Annotated in this window: 19 protein-coding genes; 14 read left to right on the top strand and 5 right to left on the bottom strand. The window is 66.3% G+C overall.

Annotated elements, in window-relative coordinates:
• Window positions 1–4 precede the first annotated feature (4 nt).
• Window positions 5–367, top strand: a complete 363-nt coding sequence (locus tag QNN99_RS12720; protein ID WP_229966834.1) for a 2Fe-2S iron-sulfur cluster-binding protein — start codon at window positions 5–7, stop codon at window positions 365–367.
• A 143-nt stretch (window positions 368–510) separates the two neighbouring features.
• Complete coding sequence (locus tag QNN99_RS12715; RefSeq protein WP_229966833.1) at window positions 511–714, top strand: hypothetical protein; 204 nt, start codon at window positions 511–513, stop codon at window positions 712–714.
• Between the two features lie 90 nt (window positions 715–804).
• Here the strand turns inward: QNN99_RS12715 and QNN99_RS12710 are convergent, their stop codons facing one another.
• On the bottom strand, window positions 805–1239 hold the full coding sequence (locus QNN99_RS12710) for a MaoC/PaaZ C-terminal domain-containing protein (protein WP_229966832.1): 435 nt from the start codon (window positions 1237–1239) through the stop codon (window positions 805–807).
• 68 nt (window positions 1240–1307) lie between these two features.
• A complete protein-coding gene (locus QNN99_RS12705) occupies window positions 1308–1811 on the bottom strand; it encodes an FAS1-like dehydratase domain-containing protein (protein ID WP_229966831.1) in 504 nt (167 codons plus the stop codon).
• Between the two features lie 206 nt (window positions 1812–2017).
• On the opposite strand from QNN99_RS12705, the gene QNN99_RS12700 reads away from it, so the two are divergent.
• The 9 genes from QNN99_RS12700 (at window position 2018) to QNN99_RS12660 (ending at window position 10761) form a co-directional block, all read left to right on the top strand.
• Window positions 2018–2950 (top strand): VOC family protein, encoded by a 933-nt coding sequence (locus QNN99_RS12700; RefSeq protein ID WP_229966830.1) that lies wholly within the window; start codon window positions 2018–2020, stop codon window positions 2948–2950.
• Window positions 2947–4578: a CoA-binding protein gene (locus QNN99_RS12695; protein ID WP_229966829.1), complete on the top strand. Its 1632-nt coding sequence runs from the start codon at window positions 2947–2949 to the stop codon at window positions 4576–4578. The genes QNN99_RS12700 and QNN99_RS12695 overlap by 4 nt, the downstream gene beginning before the upstream one ends.
• 43 nt (window positions 4579–4621) lie before the next feature.
• On the top strand, window positions 4622–5101 hold the full coding sequence (locus tag QNN99_RS12690) for an acetate--CoA ligase family protein (protein ID WP_229966828.1): 480 nt from the start codon (window positions 4622–4624) through the stop codon (window positions 5099–5101).
• Window positions 5101–6552, top strand: a complete 1452-nt coding sequence (locus QNN99_RS12685; protein ID WP_229966827.1) for an NAD-dependent succinate-semialdehyde dehydrogenase — start codon at window positions 5101–5103, stop codon at window positions 6550–6552. The genes QNN99_RS12690 and QNN99_RS12685 overlap by 1 nt, the downstream gene beginning before the upstream one ends.
• A gap of 265 nt (window positions 6553–6817) precedes the next feature.
• Window positions 6818–7804 (top strand): thiamine pyrophosphate-dependent dehydrogenase E1 component subunit alpha, encoded by a 987-nt coding sequence (locus QNN99_RS12680; RefSeq protein WP_229966826.1) that lies wholly within the window; start codon window positions 6818–6820, stop codon window positions 7802–7804.
• 10 nt (window positions 7805–7814) lie between these two features.
• Window positions 7815–8840: an alpha-ketoacid dehydrogenase subunit beta gene (locus QNN99_RS12675; protein WP_229966825.1), complete on the top strand. Its 1026-nt coding sequence runs from the start codon at window positions 7815–7817 to the stop codon at window positions 8838–8840.
• Between the two features lie 81 nt (window positions 8841–8921).
• Window positions 8922–9635 (top strand): maleylpyruvate isomerase N-terminal domain-containing protein, encoded by a 714-nt coding sequence (locus tag QNN99_RS12670; protein ID WP_229966824.1) that lies wholly within the window; start codon window positions 8922–8924, stop codon window positions 9633–9635.
• Between the two features lie 88 nt (window positions 9636–9723).
• Window positions 9724–9954, top strand: a complete 231-nt coding sequence (locus QNN99_RS12665) for a biotin/lipoyl-containing protein (RefSeq protein ID WP_229966823.1) — start codon at window positions 9724–9726, stop codon at window positions 9952–9954.
• A 3-nt stretch (window positions 9955–9957) separates the two neighbouring features.
• Window positions 9958–10761, top strand: a complete 804-nt coding sequence (locus tag QNN99_RS12660) for a 2-oxo acid dehydrogenase subunit E2 (RefSeq protein WP_269439215.1) — start codon at window positions 9958–9960, stop codon at window positions 10759–10761.
• A gap of 102 nt (window positions 10762–10863) precedes the next feature.
• Here the strand turns inward: QNN99_RS12660 and QNN99_RS12655 are convergent, their stop codons facing one another.
• The 3 genes from QNN99_RS12655 to QNN99_RS12645 all read right to left on the bottom strand — a co-directional run bounded on the left by QNN99_RS12655 (window position 10864) and on the right by QNN99_RS12645 (window position 14689).
• Window positions 10864–12135, bottom strand: coding sequence for a TetR/AcrR family transcriptional regulator (locus QNN99_RS12655; protein WP_229966821.1), 1272 nt, complete (start codon window positions 12133–12135; stop codon window positions 10864–10866).
• A gap of 161 nt (window positions 12136–12296) precedes the next feature.
• Window positions 12297–13559, bottom strand: a complete 1263-nt coding sequence (locus QNN99_RS12650; protein WP_229966820.1) for an acyl-CoA dehydrogenase family protein — start codon at window positions 13557–13559, stop codon at window positions 12297–12299.
• Window positions 13556–14689, bottom strand: a complete 1134-nt coding sequence (locus QNN99_RS12645; RefSeq protein WP_229966819.1) for an acyl-CoA dehydrogenase family protein — start codon at window positions 14687–14689, stop codon at window positions 13556–13558. The genes QNN99_RS12650 and QNN99_RS12645 overlap by 4 nt, the downstream gene beginning before the upstream one ends.
• 162 nt (window positions 14690–14851) lie before the next feature.
• On the opposite strand from QNN99_RS12645, the gene QNN99_RS12640 reads away from it, so the two are divergent.
• From QNN99_RS12640 to def, 3 genes are all read left to right on the top strand, one after another.
• On the top strand, window positions 14852–15301 hold the full coding sequence (locus QNN99_RS12640) for a nuclear transport factor 2 family protein (protein ID WP_229966818.1): 450 nt from the start codon (window positions 14852–14854) through the stop codon (window positions 15299–15301).
• Between the two features lie 100 nt (window positions 15302–15401).
• Window positions 15402–16286: a PD-(D/E)XK nuclease family protein gene (locus tag QNN99_RS12635; RefSeq protein WP_229966817.1), complete on the top strand. Its 885-nt coding sequence runs from the start codon at window positions 15402–15404 to the stop codon at window positions 16284–16286.
• Between the two features lie 162 nt (window positions 16287–16448).
• A complete protein-coding gene (gene def / locus QNN99_RS12630) occupies window positions 16449–17051 on the top strand; it encodes a peptide deformylase (RefSeq protein WP_229966816.1) in 603 nt (200 codons plus the stop codon).

Raw genomic sequence — 17051 nt, 5'->3', positions numbered from 1 at the left:
GGAAATGTCTGCGGAGCCGGTATCCATCCCGTTCCCGAAGGTGCGCGTTGAGCCTGCCGGGGTGGTGATCGAGGTAATGGACGGGGAAACCCTCTTCGACGCGGCCTATCGGGAAGGGTATGACTGGCCGACTGTCTGCGCCGGACAGGGCACCTGCTCCCGGTGTCACGTGAGGATCCTGCAGGGTGCTGACCAGGTGGCGCCAGTCGCCCCCTCAGAGCCCGAACAGCGCGTGATCAAAAGGGTGGCGCAGCGCAACTACGAGAACAAAACCGAAGGAATCCGCCTGGCCTGCCAGATCGAGTTCGCGGCCGACGTGACCGTGGAGCAGCTGGTTTTCCGCGGGGAACGGCTGCCCGGCACTTAGCCGGGCGGCCCTGTCGGCGCCCTAATCGACGATCGAGGAAACAGATGGCGGCATCCGAAACGTGGGTTGGGCAGGTCGGGTGGCAGGACAAAACCGGTCGGGCGGCAGAGGGCCGGCGGCCAAGAAGAAGGAGGTATGCGGACATGGCAGTGGTGACAGTGACAACCGATGAGGACAGCGAGGGCTTCCAGCTGGAGGTCGAGCCGATCGTAACCGGAGGGTGGCTTTCCGCCGAACCCGGTTTCAACGGCTTCGGTCCAGGTCAGGTCAAGAAGGTCTACGTTGACGGTGCCGCCCATTGGGCACAGCGTCGGTGGACGCACCTGGCGTTGATTCCGGACAGCTGATCCCGGACACACAAGGACCTGGGCGGGACCGCCAAAGGTCAACATAACGGGACGGCCGGCAGGGATACCAGCCGGCCGTCCTGCTGTCCTTCAGGCGAAAAGGACCCTTGCCGTTCCGGGCGCCAGGTCAGCGCCGGCGGCATCCCGAAGCCAGAGTTCGAGCAGGACCTCAGTGCCGGCGTCGGTCCCGGTGACCTCGATGATGGTGCCGCCGGCGGTGATGCTCCCCTTGGTGTTCGGTTTGCGGAACTGGGCGGAGACTTCCAGGATCCGGCCGCTTTCTCCCATCCAGTTCCGCACTGCGGCATGAAGATAGGAAACGAGGAGATTGCCCTGGCCGAAGGCGCCGGGCATGCCCGCAGCCCGACCGGCGTCGGCATCCATGTGAATCGGGACGAACTCGTCGTTGACGGCAGCAAAGCGGTTCCAGGTGTCCAGGCCTGTCTCGCGGGTCCAGTCGCCAATGGAGGCGCCGGGGACAAGCTCGGGCGTATTGGCGGGTGTTCGAAGGGGTGCGGTGGTCATGATTCCTCGCTCGGGTCTGGGTCGGATCTGGGGTGGGCCTGTGGTCTGGCCGGCGGTAACAGAGGAGGTCAGTAACGGATCAGGGTGAGTTCGGTGCGCTTGACCGTTTGGTTTTCCTGGTTGGTCCAGGTGTCGGTCATGGTCGTGAAGAGCATCCGGCCCAGTCGGCCCTCTCGCTCCGTGTAGCCGGCGAGGATGCGCTCGGACGAAATGGTGTCGCCAACCCTCATGGGGACGCCGTATTCGATCTTCAGGCCGCCGTTGAGCTGCTTGGTGAGCCCTGGACCCTCGATGCCGATGCTCTTCTCCGTGCGGTCCGGATCGTGGCCTGGAACGTCACTGGGATGAGGGGGAGTGTCGGAGGACAGCACGGCCCAGGCGAAGGGGTTCATGTCCTCCGGTGCCGTGAGCCAGGCTTCCTCTGCGCTGAGGTATTTTTCGGGCGGGGGTTCGGGCCAGTAGATCGCCGTCGCCCATCGCCGAATGTCCGAGGCAGAGACGGGGTACGAGAGCTGATGACCCAACCGGGTCCCGAGCGCCGCCTGCATCTGGGCGGTAATGAGTGAGCTCATAAGTTTGATTCCTTGACTGGTGGGGCGAAGTGCTGAAGCGGTGGGAGGTGCTTGACAACTGTCTCCGATCAAGGCAGGTTTCATCAATAGCGGAACGAATATTTGTTTCGCGGGCTTTCCCGGTTTAGTTGGCTTTCCGGCCGGCCGGCATTCATATCGAAAGCTCAGCACCGTTACTTCGTGTCCGTCAGAGAGGGGATGGCTCCATGGCCATCGGCCAGATCTTCCACATCATTCACATGACCGACGACCTCCCCGCACTGGAGGCCTGGTACGACGACGTCTTCAGCGTGCGCAGGGGGTTCCTGGACCACAACTACATGCCCGGGGAGAAGCGTGACGCCTCCCTGGTGCTGCTGGGGGACACCGTGATCGAGCCGCTGGCACCGGCCTTTCGGGTTGAGGGCTGGGACGCGATGCCCCTGGGCCGCTTTTTCAACCGCTTCGGGCGGCACTGGCATTCGATTGCCTGGTACACCGATGACGCCGGAGAAATGTGGCAGCGCTGCACCGACGCAGGAATCCGAGTCTTCGTCGAAGGCGGCCGGATGACCACTGAGCGCCCCGGACCCAACTCGGCCATCATGACCCACCCCAAGGACACGATCACGCAGCTCGAGTTCTTCAATCCCGAGGGCAGCCAGGTCGGGACGATGGATCCCCGGTCCAACGACAGCGGTTTCGACCCGGAGTGGTGGATTTCCAACCACCCGGTGAAGACCCCGGGGCTGGCCTACACGACCATCCTCACCAAGGACCTGAACCGGGCCACGGGCATTTTCGCCGGCGTCCTGGGCGGGGAGCTCCTGCACAAGGGATCCTCCGCGCTGACCGGCACCGACGACGCCTACGTGCAGATCGGCGACACCGTCGTCCAGCTTTCGACGCCGAACACCGGGAACACCCTGGCGGCAGCCGACCTGGACGCCAACGGCGAAATTCACCACGCAGCAGCCTTCCGGGTGCAGGACCTCGACGCGGTGCAGGCCTACTTCGAGACCAAAGGCATCACCACCCTGGGCCGGGACGAGCACACCCTGATCACCGATCCGGCCACCACTCACGGCGCCCTGTTCCGCTGGACCACCTGGGACGTCCCCGGCGGACCGCGCGACGCAGCGCGCGGAGGAACGGCGTGAGCGGCGGTCAGTCCGAGGCGCTGCGGCGGCTGCTCAACCCGCGCACCGTGGCCGTGGTGGGGCTGCGGGACGGCGCACCGTTCGTGAAGTCCTTCTCGCCCACGCTGAAAAGCGACGCCACCATCTACTACGTCAACCCGAAGCATTCCGCCGTCATGGGCCAGACGACGGTCCCGACCCTCTCGGACATTCAGGGACCGATCGACGCCGTTTATTGCGTCACCAGCGCCGCGACGGCAGTCACCGTCGTTGAGGAGGCTGCCGCGCTGGACGTCGGGGGCGTCGTTCTGGTGTCCAGCGGCTATGCCGAGATGGGGGATGTGGCCGGGGCCGCGTTGCAGGAGAGGATCGCGGCGGCAGCACTGGCGTCAGGCATGGCCGTCGTCGGGCCGAACGGGCTGGGTTACTCGAACGTGCCGCGGAACATCGGCCTCACCATTGCGGCAGACCACAAGCGCCGTGCAGGCGGTCTCTCCATCGTGTCCCAGAGCGGCGCCCTGCTCAGCGGGGTAGTGATGGCGGCCTGGGACCGGCCCCAGGTCGGCCTCAACGTTGTCATCTCCGCCGGTAACGAAGCCGTCACCGATCTGGCCGATTACCTGGAGTATCTGGCCCACGACCCCGCCACCACTGCGATTGGCCTGGTGATCGAGAAGATTCGCCGGCCCGAGGCCTTTTTCGAGGCGGCCCGGGGTGCGATCCGGGCCGGAAAGCCGATAGTCGCCCTCAAGCTGGCCCGCAACTCGCGGACACAGGAGATGGCGGCCTCCCACACCGGCGCGCTCACCGGCGATGCGTGGGTGTACGACGTCGCGTTCCGCCAGTTGGGGATCGGCGTCGCCCGGGACCCGGAGGAACTCATCGACCGGCTGGCGGTCATCGACCAGCTCGGCGAGGAATACCGCACCAGCGGCAACGGGCTCGCGGTCATCACCTCCACCGGGGGTTACGCCTCGATGGCCATGGATCTCGCGCTCGACGAGCAGATCGCGGTCCCGGCCCTGGAGCACCTGCGCGGCTGGATCGAGGACCTCATCCCGGGCGTCCATGTGCCCAACCCCTTGGACACCACGCCGATGGGCATGCCGCACCTGGAACAGATCCTGGACCGCTACACGGCCGCCCCCGACGTCGACGCCGTGCTGAACGTCCATCCGCTCACGGATGAGGACGAGAGTCCGTACTCCGGGGCGTTCCTCCAGGCCTTTGTGGCCGCGGCGGAGAAGACCGGCAAGCCCTTCCTGGTCTCGAACTGCGGAGGAGCGCTGGGGGACTGGGCACGGAAGATCGTGGACGCATCCCCCGCCGCGGCCGGCGGTCACGGAATACGGGCCACATTGCGCGGACTGCAGACACTGGGAGACTTCTCGCGCCGGCGCCCGATGATGGCCGGCCCCCGGGCGGAGGCAGCACCGGTTGCCCGACCGGAACAGCCAACGGTCGCCACCCCGGAAGGATCGATGCTCCCGTTCGCTGCGGCCATGGAGCTGCTGCGGTCGCAGGGAATCCCGGTCGCTCCTTACCACCTGGTGGCGCCGGACGCCGAAGCCGGCCCCCCGGATTTTGCCGGTCCGTACGTCGTCAAGCTCGCCGACGTCGGTCATCGGACCGAACACGGGGCCGGTTGAAGTCGGAGTCCCCGCGGATGAACTCCGTGCCGCTGTAACCCGGATGCGGAGCATAGCGCGGCGCGACGCGCTGCCCGCGCTCGTCGTCGTCCAGCCGATGCTGGCGGTGCGCGCCGAGGCGTTCATCGGCATCCAGTCCACCGAGCTCGGCCCCATGGTGGTCTTCGGGCTCGGCGGCGTGATGGTCGAGGTCATCAACCGCATCGGCGGCCGAATGGCGCCCTTCCCCCGCTCCGAGGCCGAGGACTTGATTGCCGAGTTCGAAGATGCCCGGCTGATGCACGGGTTCCGCGGCCAGCCGGCCTGGGACCTTAATGCGCTCGCAGACCTCCTGGTGCGCGTCGGCGACTTCGCGGCCGGCAGCTCCGAATGGCTCGGGTCCCTCGACATCAACCCCCTGGTGGTCACCGACGACGGGTTCGCCGCCGTCGACGCGCTCTGCCTGCTCCAGGCACCGCCGGCACCGGCACCGGAACCTTCCCCCGTTTCTGAAAGCTCTGTCCCTGAAAGGACCTTCATCTGATGACAGCGAACACTGCCACCACAATCCTGATCGGCGGCGAGTGGCGCGAAGCGCTCAGCCGCTCCACCTTTCCGGTAACCAACCCGGCCACCGCAGCGGTGATCGGGTGGGCGTCCGACGGCGGAGCCGACGACACCGCGGCCGCCATCGCTGCCGCCGATGCCGCCTTTGACGCCTGGGCCGGAACCACGGCACACCAGCGCTCGGGGATCCTGGCTCAGGCGAACCTGATCATGCGCGGCAGGCAAAAGGAACTGGCCGCCCTGATGACCAGCGAGCAGGGCAAACCGCTCAAGGCTTCCCTGAACGAGGTCGGCTACGCCGCGGACTTCCTGGCCTGGTTCGCTGAGGAGGCCAAGCGGATCGGCGGCGTCACGATTCCCTCAGCCCGCGCCGACCAGCGCTTCATTACGATGCGCCAGCCAGTGGGCGTGGTTGCTGCCATTACGCCGTGGAACTATCCCATTTCGATGCTCACCCGCAAGCTCGCTCCGGCGCTGGCGGCAGGCTGCACCTCGGTGCTCAAGCCCGCGGCACTCACGCCGCTGTGCGCGGTGGCCACCCTGGAGGTCCTCCTGGAAGCCGGAGTGCCGGCAGGTGTGCTGAACATGGTCACCACCAGCCGCGCGGCTGCCGTGGGGGACACCCTGGTTGAATCGCCGGTGGTGCGGAAACTGACGTTCACCGGCTCCACCGCCGTTGGCAAGAAACTTGCCGCCAAGGCAACCGAGAGTCTCAAGCGCGTCTCCGTGGAGCTGGGCGGCCATGCGCCGTTCATCGTGTTCCCGGATGCCGATCCAGTGCGGGCCGCCAAGGGGGCTGCGCTGGTGAAGTTCCTCAACACCGGCCAGGCCTGCATCAGTCCCAACCGGATCTACGTGCACCGCTCGCACTACGACACGTTCGTCACCACGCTCACCGAGCGGGTCAAGGCACTCAAGGTGGGCGCGGGTGAAACTCCGGGCGTCTCGATCGGCCCGCTTATCGACGAGCGCGCGGTCACCAAGATGGAGTCGCAGGTCCTGGATGCGCTGGAGAAGGGTGCCCGCGTGACGGTGGGCGGCGAACGGGTCGAGGTCGAGGGGTTGGAGGGGAAGACCTTCTTCGCGCCCACGGTCCTGGCCGATGTGACGCCGGAAATGCAGATCTACTACGAGGAGACGTTCGGACCGATCGCGGCGGTGATGCCGTACGACGACGAAGAGGAGGTGATCGCCAAGGCCAACGACAGCGAATACGGACTGGCGGCCTACGTCTACACCAATGATCTGTCCACGGCCATCCGGGTCACTGAGAAGCTCCGGTACGGGATGGTGGGCGTGAACGACATCAACCCGACCTCGGCCTCGGCACCGTTCGGCGGCGTCAAGGCCAGCGGACTGGGCCGTGAGGGCGGATATGAGGGGATCGACGAGTATCTCGACACCAAGCTCGTCGGGATCGCCGTGTGAGCCCTTCCGGCGCCCTTCCGGCGCCCTTCCGCACGCCCGGCACAGCGCCGGTCACGGCGCCCCTCCCATCGCACGGCCAAGTGTGATGCTTGACACACCCAAGGCTCTCGACTAGGTTCCAATAACCAAATAATTGTTCCGCAGGAGGCAGGGGGCGGCCGGCATCGACGCCGGTGTCGCGTCCGGCCGTCCGGCAGGCGGATAGCTCTCCAGGTCCACAGGCGCCCCGGCGCCGCAGCTTAATTTCGACAGGAGTACGCACACCATGACCGCAACGCTCGAGGTGGATCCGACCACCGACATCGATCCCCAGATTCTCCTGGGGATCTACACGATCGCCGCCAAGATCAAGATGTACGACGACACTTACATCTCCATGCTCCAGACCGGTAAGGCAACGGGCATGTACTACTCGCCCCGCGGCCAGGAGATCATCCCCTCCGCGATCGCGCAGGTGCTCACCAAGGAGGACTACGTCCTCACCATCTACCGCGGCATCCACGACCAGATCGCCAAGGGTGTTCCCCTGCGGGAACTGACAGCTGAGTTCTTTGGCCGGGTCGGCGGCACCTGCAAGGGCAAGGGCGGTCCGATGCACGTCACCCACCCGGAGTCCGGCCTGATCGTCACCACCGGCGTCGTGGGCTCCGGCCTGCCGATCGCCAACGGCGTCGCCCTCTCGGCCCAGATGCGCGGCACTGACCAGGTGACTGTCGTGAACTTCGGCGACGGCGCCACTAACATCGGTGCCTTCCACGAAGCGATGAACCTGGCTTCGGTGTGGAACCTGCCGGTGGTCTTTGTCTGCCAGAACAACCAGTACGCCGAATACACCGCCTTTGCGCAGGGCACCTCGGCGGCGCAGATCACGGATCGGGCCATCGGCTACTCGATGCGCGCCTTCCATGTGAACGGCAACAACCCCGTGGAAATGTACGAGGCAGCCCGCCAGGCCGTTGATGCGGCCCGTACGGGTGGCGGACCCACCCTGATCGAAGCCGACACCTACCGGTTCCGCGGCCACACCCCGCAGGATCCGATGGAGTACATGCCCAAGGAGGAACGCGCCGCCGCTGAGGCTGCGGACCCGGTGCCGGCCCTGCGCCGGCGCCTCCTCGAGGAGGGCATTGCCACCGAGGAGCAGCTCAAGGACATCGAGGATGCGCACCGCGCCGAAATCGACGACGCCTTCGCCTTCGCCGAAGCGAGCCCACAGCCCGACCTGTCCGAGCTCCACACCGACCTCGTCTGAAAGAGCGGAAATGACTACGCAAGCACAGGCCCCCGAAAGCACCGACGACACGCCGCAGGAACGAATCCTGAGCATGGTCCAGGCGATCAACGAAGCCCTCGATGTGGGAATGACGATCGACGAGACCGTCTTCGAACTCGGTGAGGACATCCAGGACCCCGCCGGCGGCGGATTCAAGATCCACAAGGGTCTCTCCACCAAGTTTGGACTGGAACGGGTCCGTCCCACGCCGATTTCAGAGCAGGCCATCATGGGCGCCGCCGTCGGCGCCGCAATCGCCGGGATGCGCCCGGTGGCCGAGATCATGCTGATGAACTTCCTGGCCGTAGCCTCGGACCAGCTCATCAACCACGCGGCGAAACTTCGCTACATGTCCGGCGGCCAGACCAAGGTTCCGCTGGTGGTGCGGACCACGACCGGCGCAGGCGGCGGGTTCGGGGCCCAGCACTCCGACATGCTGGAGGCGCAGCTGACGCACACCCCCGGGCTGAAGGTGGTTGTGCCCTCGACGCCGGCGGATGCCAAGGGGCTGCTGCTGTCTTCCATCTTCGACGACGACCCGGTCGTTTTCGTGGAAATGTTCATGCTCTACTTCACGCAGAAGGGCCACGTTCCGCCGGGTGACTACCGGGTGCCGCTGGGCAAGCTGCGGACCGCCCGTGAGGGCTCCGACGTGACGCTGGTCAGCTGGGGCCGCCAGGTGCACGACTGCATCGGTGTCGCGGAAAAGCTGGCAGGCGACGGCATCAATGCCGAGGTCATCGACCTGCGCACCCTGGTCCCGCTTGACAGGGAAGGGCTGCTCAACGCAGTGGCCGGAACCAAGCGGGCCGTCATCGTGCACGAAGCAGTGCGCCGCGGCGGTTACGGTGCCGAACTTGCAGCCACCATCTCCGAAGAGCTTTTCGGCGAGCTGGCCGGTCCCGTGCGCCGCGTCGGCGGTGCGGAAACCCCGGTCCCGTATGCCCGGAACCTCGAGGCGGAGTACCTGCCGCACGCCGGTCGGATCGAGCAGGCGGTTCGGTCCCTGTTCTAGCCCGCCCAGTTCTGAGTTGCTATGGATACCGCAGCTCAGCAGTTTTGACCGCAGCTTCGCTTTCACACCGAAAGGCAGCAAATGACTGTTCAACTTCCAGACCCGGTGCTCGACAAAGCGCCGAGCAACGAGGACATGCTTCAGGCCTATCTGGACGGGGCCGCCCGGCTGATCGCCGTGGCTCGACGGGCAGGGGAGGAACGCGCCGACACCGTTGTTCCGGCTAGCCCGGCGTGGACCGTGCGCAATGTGGTGGCCCATCTCACCAGCGTCGCCTCCATCTCCGTGAACCAGCTGGGCTGGGGAGACGATGTGCAGGCCACCATTGAGCGGGAGGTCGAGGCACGCGCAAACCATACCGTGGATTCGATCACCAAGGAGTGGGAAGCACTGCTCGGCCCGCTCGCCGCCATGTTCGCCGGGCATCCCTCGGGTCCGCTCGTCGTCGACGTCGTTACGCACGAACACGATGTGCGGGCGGCGCTGGGCCCCGAGTACCAGGACCACAGCGCCGGACTTGAGGAGGCTCTCTCGGCCATGGTCGGCTGGGTGCGCTACCTCGGACTCGTGGGGGAGTCGGGGCTGCTGTTGAAGACCCCGACCTCGCAGGCGCTCTTCGGCGGCCCGGACATCGGCTGCGAGGTGGAGCTGCCGAGTGACTGGGAGCTCTTCCGGCTGCTGGGCGTTCGGCGCTCCGAGGAACAGCTGATGGCCTATCCAGCCACCGGGAACAAGGCGCTGCTCCTGGCGGTCACCAGCCGCTACCCGTTGCCGGTCGCCCCGCTTATTGACTGACTGCTCCACCCCCCCCGGGCGGCGGCTCCCGGGAGCCGCCGCCCGTCCAACGAAGCAACCCCCTCCATATGACGCACGAAGGAGACAGATGGCAACCGAGGTTAAGATTCCGCAGCTGGGGGTCACCATGCAGGAGGGCGAGATCGCCGAGTGGTTTGTGGCGGAAGGTGCCGAGGTGAAGGCCGGGGATCCGATCTACCTGCTCGAAAGCGACAAATCCTCGACCGACGTCGAATCCCCGATCGACGGGATCCTGCGGATCAAGGTGCCTGAAGGGGCAACCTATCCGGTGGGCACGGTCGTAGCGGAAATCGAGTAACCGATGACGGCAGAGACCGACGCTGCCGGCTCCCGGCCCCGGGCCTCGCAAGGGTCGGAAGGGCCGGAAGGGCCGGAAGCCGGGACTACCGCCCGGCTTCCACGGATGCGCAGGATCATTGCCTCGCGGATGACCGAGTCGTTGCGTGTTGCAGCTCAGCTGACGGCCGTCCAGGAGGTTGACGTCACCGCCGTTGCGGAACTGCGGAGCCGGGTCAAGGGGAGCTTCCTGGAGGTCGAAGGGGTGCCGCTGTCCTACCTTCCCTTCTTCATCCGCGCCCTGGTCGAGGCCGGCCAGGATTTCCCCCGGTTCAACGCCTCCATCGATGAGACCGGAACCCAGATCACCTACCACGCCGGTGTCCACGTCGGGATTGCCGTCGACACGCCCCGCGGGCTGGTGGTCCCGGTGCTCCGGGATGCACAGGCAATGTCGATCCCCGAGATCGCCCGCGGAGTAGCGGCGCTCGCGGGCAGGGTCCGGGAAGGCCTGGCCGGCCCGGACGAACTCACCGGAAGCACCATCACGCTGTCGAACATCGGCGGTGCGGGGACGCTGACTGACACGCCGATCATCAACTATCCGGAGGTGGCCATCCTGGGCACCGGTGCGGTGGTCCGCCGGCCGCGGGTCGTCGCAGCCGGCGACGGCACCGAGTCCATCCTCATCCGTTCCGTCTGCTCACTGCCGCTGACCTACGACCACCGGCTGATTGACGGCGCTGACGCCGGGCGCTTCCTCGCCGCGATCCGCAGGCGCCTGGAGGCCGCTGACTTCACTGCCGACTTGGCGGCCTACGGCGCCTGACGACCACGCCGCCGGCGCCTGAGGACCACACCGCGGGGGCTGAATGCCTCACCGAGGTACCTGAAGACCGAGGCTGGAGCGGCCCCGGCACCGGGGGAGTCCTTACCGCGGGGTAAGGGCGCCTCTGAGCAGGTGTTCGCGCAGGAATGCCTGAATCCGCCGCTGGCTGGTTCGCTCATGGCGCCCCGAAGCGCTCCACAGCACGCTGCGCACATAGCTGGCCAGGATGTCCGGCGCCGCATACCTCTGGATCCGCCCTTCATCCTGGCCCTGCCCGAGCAGACCGGCGAGCAGCTCCTGCCGTTCTTTCGTGTGCCTGACATAGCGGTTCACCGGGGCCTGGGATTCTTGCTGGCGGTTCCAAATCAGCGACATCATGTGGGCCTCGTCCGTGAACCGGCGCGCCGCGTAAGCTACGCCGAATGCCAGTGCGTCCAGGGATTCGGCCTCCGATTCGGCTTCCGTGGTCAGGGCAACCCGGAGCAGTGCGTCGAGCTGCTCGTCGTAGTTGTCGACAATCTCAGCAAAAAGCGCCTGCTTGGACTCGATCCGCCGGTAGAGCGTGCCCATCCGGACTTCGGCAGCCTCGGCAATGTCGCGGATGGTCGTGGCATCGAAACCCCGGCGGGCAAACTCGCGCCGCGCGGCGGTGACAATCTGGGCGCGGGTCTCGTCTCCGGCGTCGGGCTGGACCTGGTGGGCGATCACATCCTTGACGGCTGCCATCGGGGCGGAAGCATCGAGCGAGGCATTGTCGGGGCCGTCCAGCACGACGCCGTGGAGCAGCAGATCGCACAGCAGGCGGGAGGATTCGTCCACGCCCCGGGGATCGCCGGCGCTTACGCCCGGGCTGACCGCGAGGCCCTGCAGGGCGTAGGTCAGCATGTCCTGGTCCATCACGCCCGGCGGTGCCAGCGGTGCCAGGTCTGCAATCACAGAGCGCCATACCCGCTGCAGGGCGGCCGGGCGGTGGTTGACCGCTGCGGAGAAACGCTTGCTGGCGACCGTCGGCGCTTCGAAGATGCGCAGGCCCAGCGCAGGCGCATGCTGCTTGCCGACGACGGAGACGTCGGCGACGAGCCGGCGGAGGCGGTCTTCCGGGGGCAGCGCCGTGTGCTCGGGTGTGCGGAAATCGACCGCAACCTTGTAGAGCGCAGCGTGGAAGGCATCCGAGAGTTCAATCGCGATTGTCTCTTTGGCCGCGAAGTGGTGGTAGAGGCTGCCGGGAAGAATACCGACAGCCTGGGCAATGTCGTTCATGGTGGTTGCCGCGTAGCCCTTGGAAGCAAAGAGTGCCCCAGCAGCCGCGCGGATCTCGTCGGTGCGGGCGCCCCCCGACTGCGGCACATCGATGGTTGCAGCTTCGCTTGGCATGGGCGTCCCTCTATAGGCGGGTCGCAACCCGCGGTGGCGGATCGCAGACCTTAATCGGTGTCCGGCGGGAGGAATGCCCCCGGAGCAAATATTAGCGCAGGCACCCCGAGTTTTCGGGGCCTGAGACGGTTCCCGGGGCCGTTTGGCCTCGGAAACATGTGTCAGGCGCCGCCCCGCTTGACGTCCTTGAAGGCGACGCCGCGGTCGGCAGCTGCCTCCCGGGGCATGCCAAGGACGCGTTCGCTGATGATGTTGCGGGCGATTTCAGTGCTGCCGCCGCCGAGGCTTCCGGCCTGGCGGGAGAGGTAGCGCAGGCCTGCTTGTCCGTGGCCCGGGTCCTGAAGGCTTGGCCCCGCGACGGCGTTTGCGCCGGCGATCCGGAAGGCGGCGTCGTACTCGGTCCAGGTGCGCTCGGCCTCGAACAGCCGGAGGATCGAGCTTGCCTGGGGAGTGAGTTCGCCCGTGGCGATGGCGCTGCCGATGCGGCGCACCAGCTGTTTGGACACCACCTGCATGATGCGAACATCGGCGAGCTGGTCGCGGACGGAGGTGTCGCCAAGCTGGCCCGTTTCGCGGGCCAGTTCGAGCAGGTTGGGGCCGTGCGCCGCCTTGCTGAACCGGGGACCGCTGACATACGGCGATCCGCCGCCCATCGCGTTGCGCTCGTGGAAGAGCTGCTGCGAGGCGGTTGCCCACCCGTCGTCGACCGCGCCGACGACGTTTCCGGCCGGCAGGCGCACGTCGTCAAAAAAGACCTGGCAGAACTCGTTGGCGCCGTTGACCAGTTTGATGCGGTGGACCGTGACGCCCGGTGCTTTCAGCGGCAGGATGAACATTGTCAGTCCGCTGTGTTTGGGAACGTCCCAGTTGGAGCGGGTCAGGCAGAGCCCGTAGTCCGCGGCGTAGGCAGCCGAGCTCCAGACCTTGGAACCGTTTATCGTCCAATCCTCGCCGTTCCGCTCCGACTTGGTGATGACACCGGCCAGATCGGAGCCGCCGCCCGGCTCCGAAAGCAGCTGGCACCAGACATCCCGTCCGCTGATGATGCCCGGCAGGTACTGCTTTTTTTGCTCCTCAGTGCCCAGGTCCAGGATCGTTGCCGCGCAGATCGCCACGGACGGCACGTTCAGGACGATCGGCAGTTCGTAGCCTGCCGCCTCCTCGTTGAAAGCATGCTGATGGTCGGGGCCGAGTCCCAGGCCGCCGTACTCCTTGGGAAAGCAGATGCCGGCGAATCCGCCGGCATGGATTCGGCCCTGCAGAACCCGCGCCCGCAGCCAGACGTCGTCGTCGATGTTGCCGGCGGGAGTGTCCGCAGCCGGCGGCAGGTTCTCCGCCAGCCAGGCGCGGGCGCGCAGCCGGAACTCTTCCACGGGCTCGGTGCCGGTCGCGTCGGCGGTTCCGGTGCTGGTGGCGGTGCTCATGCTGCGTTCCCTTCGAGAGTGGCGGCGATCCGCCGGCGGTGTTCATCGGGGGTGCCGTACAACGCACGGTCGCAGGCAGTGCGGCGCAGGTACAGGTGAAGGTCATGCTCCCAGGTGACACCGAGCCCGCCGTGCAACTGGACGAAGTCCTGCAGGATGGCCGGCACCTTGTCGCCTACGTAGGCCTTGGCGATGCTCACCATTTCGTGCGCATCCGGAGCACCCGAGTCCAGCGCGCCGGCGGCACCGGCTGTGGTGGCCAGGCACGCCTCCATGGCCGTCTTGTTGTCAGCCATTCGGTGTTTGAGCGCCTGATAGGAGGCCAGGGGGCGTCCGAACGTGTAGCGGTCAAACATCCATTGGACAGTCACATCGAACATGGCCTGGAGGGCGCCGGTCATCTCGGCAGCGGCGAGCAGGGCGGTGTTGTGCAGCTGCGTTTCGACGGCTTCCCGGGCTGCCTCTCCGCGCTGCACCACCGCCCCCGGCGGGACCACTGCACCTGCAAAGGAGAGAGTGGCGAAGCGGCGGGTGGCATCCAGCGACCACGACGGCGTGACCGAGAGCCCCGGGGTGTCGCGGGGGACAAGGACCTGGACCGGGCCCCCGGGGCTGTGGGCGGTCACCAGGAAAAGGTCGGCGGATTCGCCGGCTTCGACCCGGTCCTTGGTTCCCGACAGTGTGAAGCCGCCACCGGGCAGGGGATCGGCCGCCGTTCCGGGGGTCGACGAGTCCCAGCCGCGCGAAGGTTCGTAAAACGCCCAGCTCGCAAGGCTGTCGCCGGTCATAATCGCCTCGATCGCCTCAGCGTGGGCTTCACCGGCAGCGGCCAGCCCGGTCAGGACGGCGCTTGTGGTCAGTAACGGTCCGGGAGCGCAGGTGCGGCCAAACTCCCGGGCCACCAGGCACAGGTCCCGCAGCGGTTCTCCGGAAACCGTTCCTCCGCCAAGGTCTTCCGGAACGAGCATGGCCGTCCACCCAAGCTCGGCACCCTGCGACCACCACGTCCGGTCGGTGCCCGCACCGGAGTCGGCCAGAGCGCGGATCTGTGGGCTGCTGCTCGTCTTGTTGAGGAAGTTCCGCGTGGTGTCGCGGAAGGTTTTCTGGTCGGGAGTGAGGTCGGAGTCCATGACTGGTACCTGGCGGCTCTCTGATGAGGGGAACAACGTTTCCCTCATGGAATCACGGAACAAAAATTTGGTCCAGCCCCCCTTGTGTCCGGGTCGACTCTCAGCTAGTTTTGGCGACGAGCGGGCATTCCCGAGCCACGTGACAGCACAAGGAGCTAAACGATGGAACTGACCGAAGCGGTTGCCCGGCTCGAAATCCAACAACAACTGGCGAACTACGCCACCGGCGTGGATGAACAGGACTGGGAGCTTTACAAGTCCGTTTTCACGGAGAACGCGGACGTGGATTACTCCAACTCCCTGCCGCTGCGCGGCACTCCCGAAGAGATCGTGGCCTTCTTTGAGCCGATCTTTGGTGCGATGTCCTGGACGCAGCATTACATCACCAATTTCAGCTACCGCTTTGAGGGCAGCGAATGCCAGGTGCGCGCCTTCTTCTACAACCCGTGCGTGCTGCCGGGAGAAAAAACCACCTCGCATCACTACGGTTACTACGACCACCGGTTCGTGCAGACCGACGCAGGATGGAAGAGCGCCCACATGGTCGAGACCATGCTGCACCGCGAGGCCAGCGCGCCGGCTGCGACCCGGGACACCGCGAGCCTCTCCTGACGACCCTCGTCGGACAGCCCTTCGTGACCAGCCGCGGTGCGGAAAGCTGGGCGGGTACCCGTTTTGCATAAACGTCGGTGCCGGGTGACAAACTGAAGACATGACTGATCCAGCTCTGGCACATGCAACAGAATTCGGGCGGATGTACTCCCGCTCCCTCTCGGAACCTCCCACGGTGCCGTCCATCACCACGGTCATTTCCCAGGGGTCCATGACCTCGTTGGACGGATGGCACGGGCACATGGCAGCCACTGCCGTCGTCAAGGATCCGAAGCTTGCTGCCAGCCTGGGCAACCCGGGAGCCCTGCGCAGCGTGGTCAAGGAAGCGTCGCGCGCCTCGGAACGGTATCGGAATTCCGCAGCCGAACGAGGCACCCGGGTGCATTTTTACTGCGAGCAGGTATCGCTGCGTGCCCTGGATCTTCCGCATGAACTGGAAGCAGCACGCACAGCGCTCCTGGAACACGGCGAGCACCAGTTCGCAGACCGCTTCGACGAATGGTGGGACCTCTACCAGGTGGAGCCCCTGGCGCCGGAGATCACCGTGTGGAATGACGAAGTGGGTTACGCCGGAACCCTGGACCTGGTGGCCCGTATCAACGGCCGGCTCTGCCTGATCGACTACAAGACCAAAAACACTGACCGCGACGGGCAGGTCAAGCCGCTGGATGACAAGGTGGTTATGCAGCTGGTCGCCGGAATGAAGGCTAAAGAATCGCTCGTCGACGCTGGTAAGGGCATCTGGGAGCCCTGGGCCTACGGAGAGGATCCGTTGCTGCTCGGCGTTGCGGTCGGGCAGACCGAGGTCCGGCCGATGCGCGCCAACCCGGCGGTTCTGCCGCAGCACTGGTTCAAGTTCTGCGCTCTCCGCCGGCTCTGGCAAACCTCGTACGACGTCGCGGGCGCCGGGCCGGCCCTGCTGCCCATTTCGCCGCCTCCGGTCGGAGCCCACGCGGTTTCCGCTGCGCAGCCCTCCGCCACGTAAGCCGTCCCGCAAGCTCCACCCCCGGGCCCGCGAAGTGCCCGAGGCGATGCATCATGTCCGGCCCAACTAGACTGGTACTTGGACAGATCTGCGTCCTAAGATTTCGCACCACCCTGCATCACCGTGCACCAGTCAGCAGCAACAGTAAGGAACGAACCCCAGATGGCAATCCTGAACATCCGGATTATCGGCGACCCAGTCCTGCGGACCCCCGCCGAGGAAGTTACGGACTTCGGGCCTGAACTGGCCAAGCTCGTTGCCGACATGGAAGAAACCATGGAGGACGTTGACGGTGCCGGCCTCGCCGCGCCGCAGGTCGGCGTCAGTCTCCGGGTCTTTACCTACCGGATCGACGGCCAGGCCGGACACGTCGTCAACCCCGTCCTGGAACTGAGCGAAGACCGGCAGGAAGACCAGATGGAGGGCTGCCTCTCGATCCCCGGCCTGGGCTACCCGGTGCCGCGGTACCGCTGGACCCGAGTCACCGGCGTGGATAAGAACGGCAACCCCGTCAGCGTCGAGGGTGAAGGAATGCTGGCCCGCGCCTTCCAGCACGAAACCGACCATCTGGACGGTGTGCTGTACATCGACCGGCTGGAAGGTGAAAACCGCAAGAAGGCCCTGCGCGCCATCCGCCAGGCGGACTACGACGCCATTGCCGGACGCACGACGGCGGAGCGCGCCCAGACGGTGGGCTCGGCCTTCGGAGCCGGAGCGTCCTTCGGCGGCGGATCCTTCGGTTCCGGCATCCGCGGACAGGCCTAG

The sequence above is a fragment of the Arthrobacter sp. zg.Y820 genome, from assembly GCF_030125555.1.
GTDB lineage: Bacteria > Actinomycetota > Actinomycetes > Actinomycetales > Micrococcaceae > Arthrobacter_B.
Note: the sequence above shows the minus strand (reverse complement) of the source record. Positions and strands in the feature narration are given on the sequence as shown.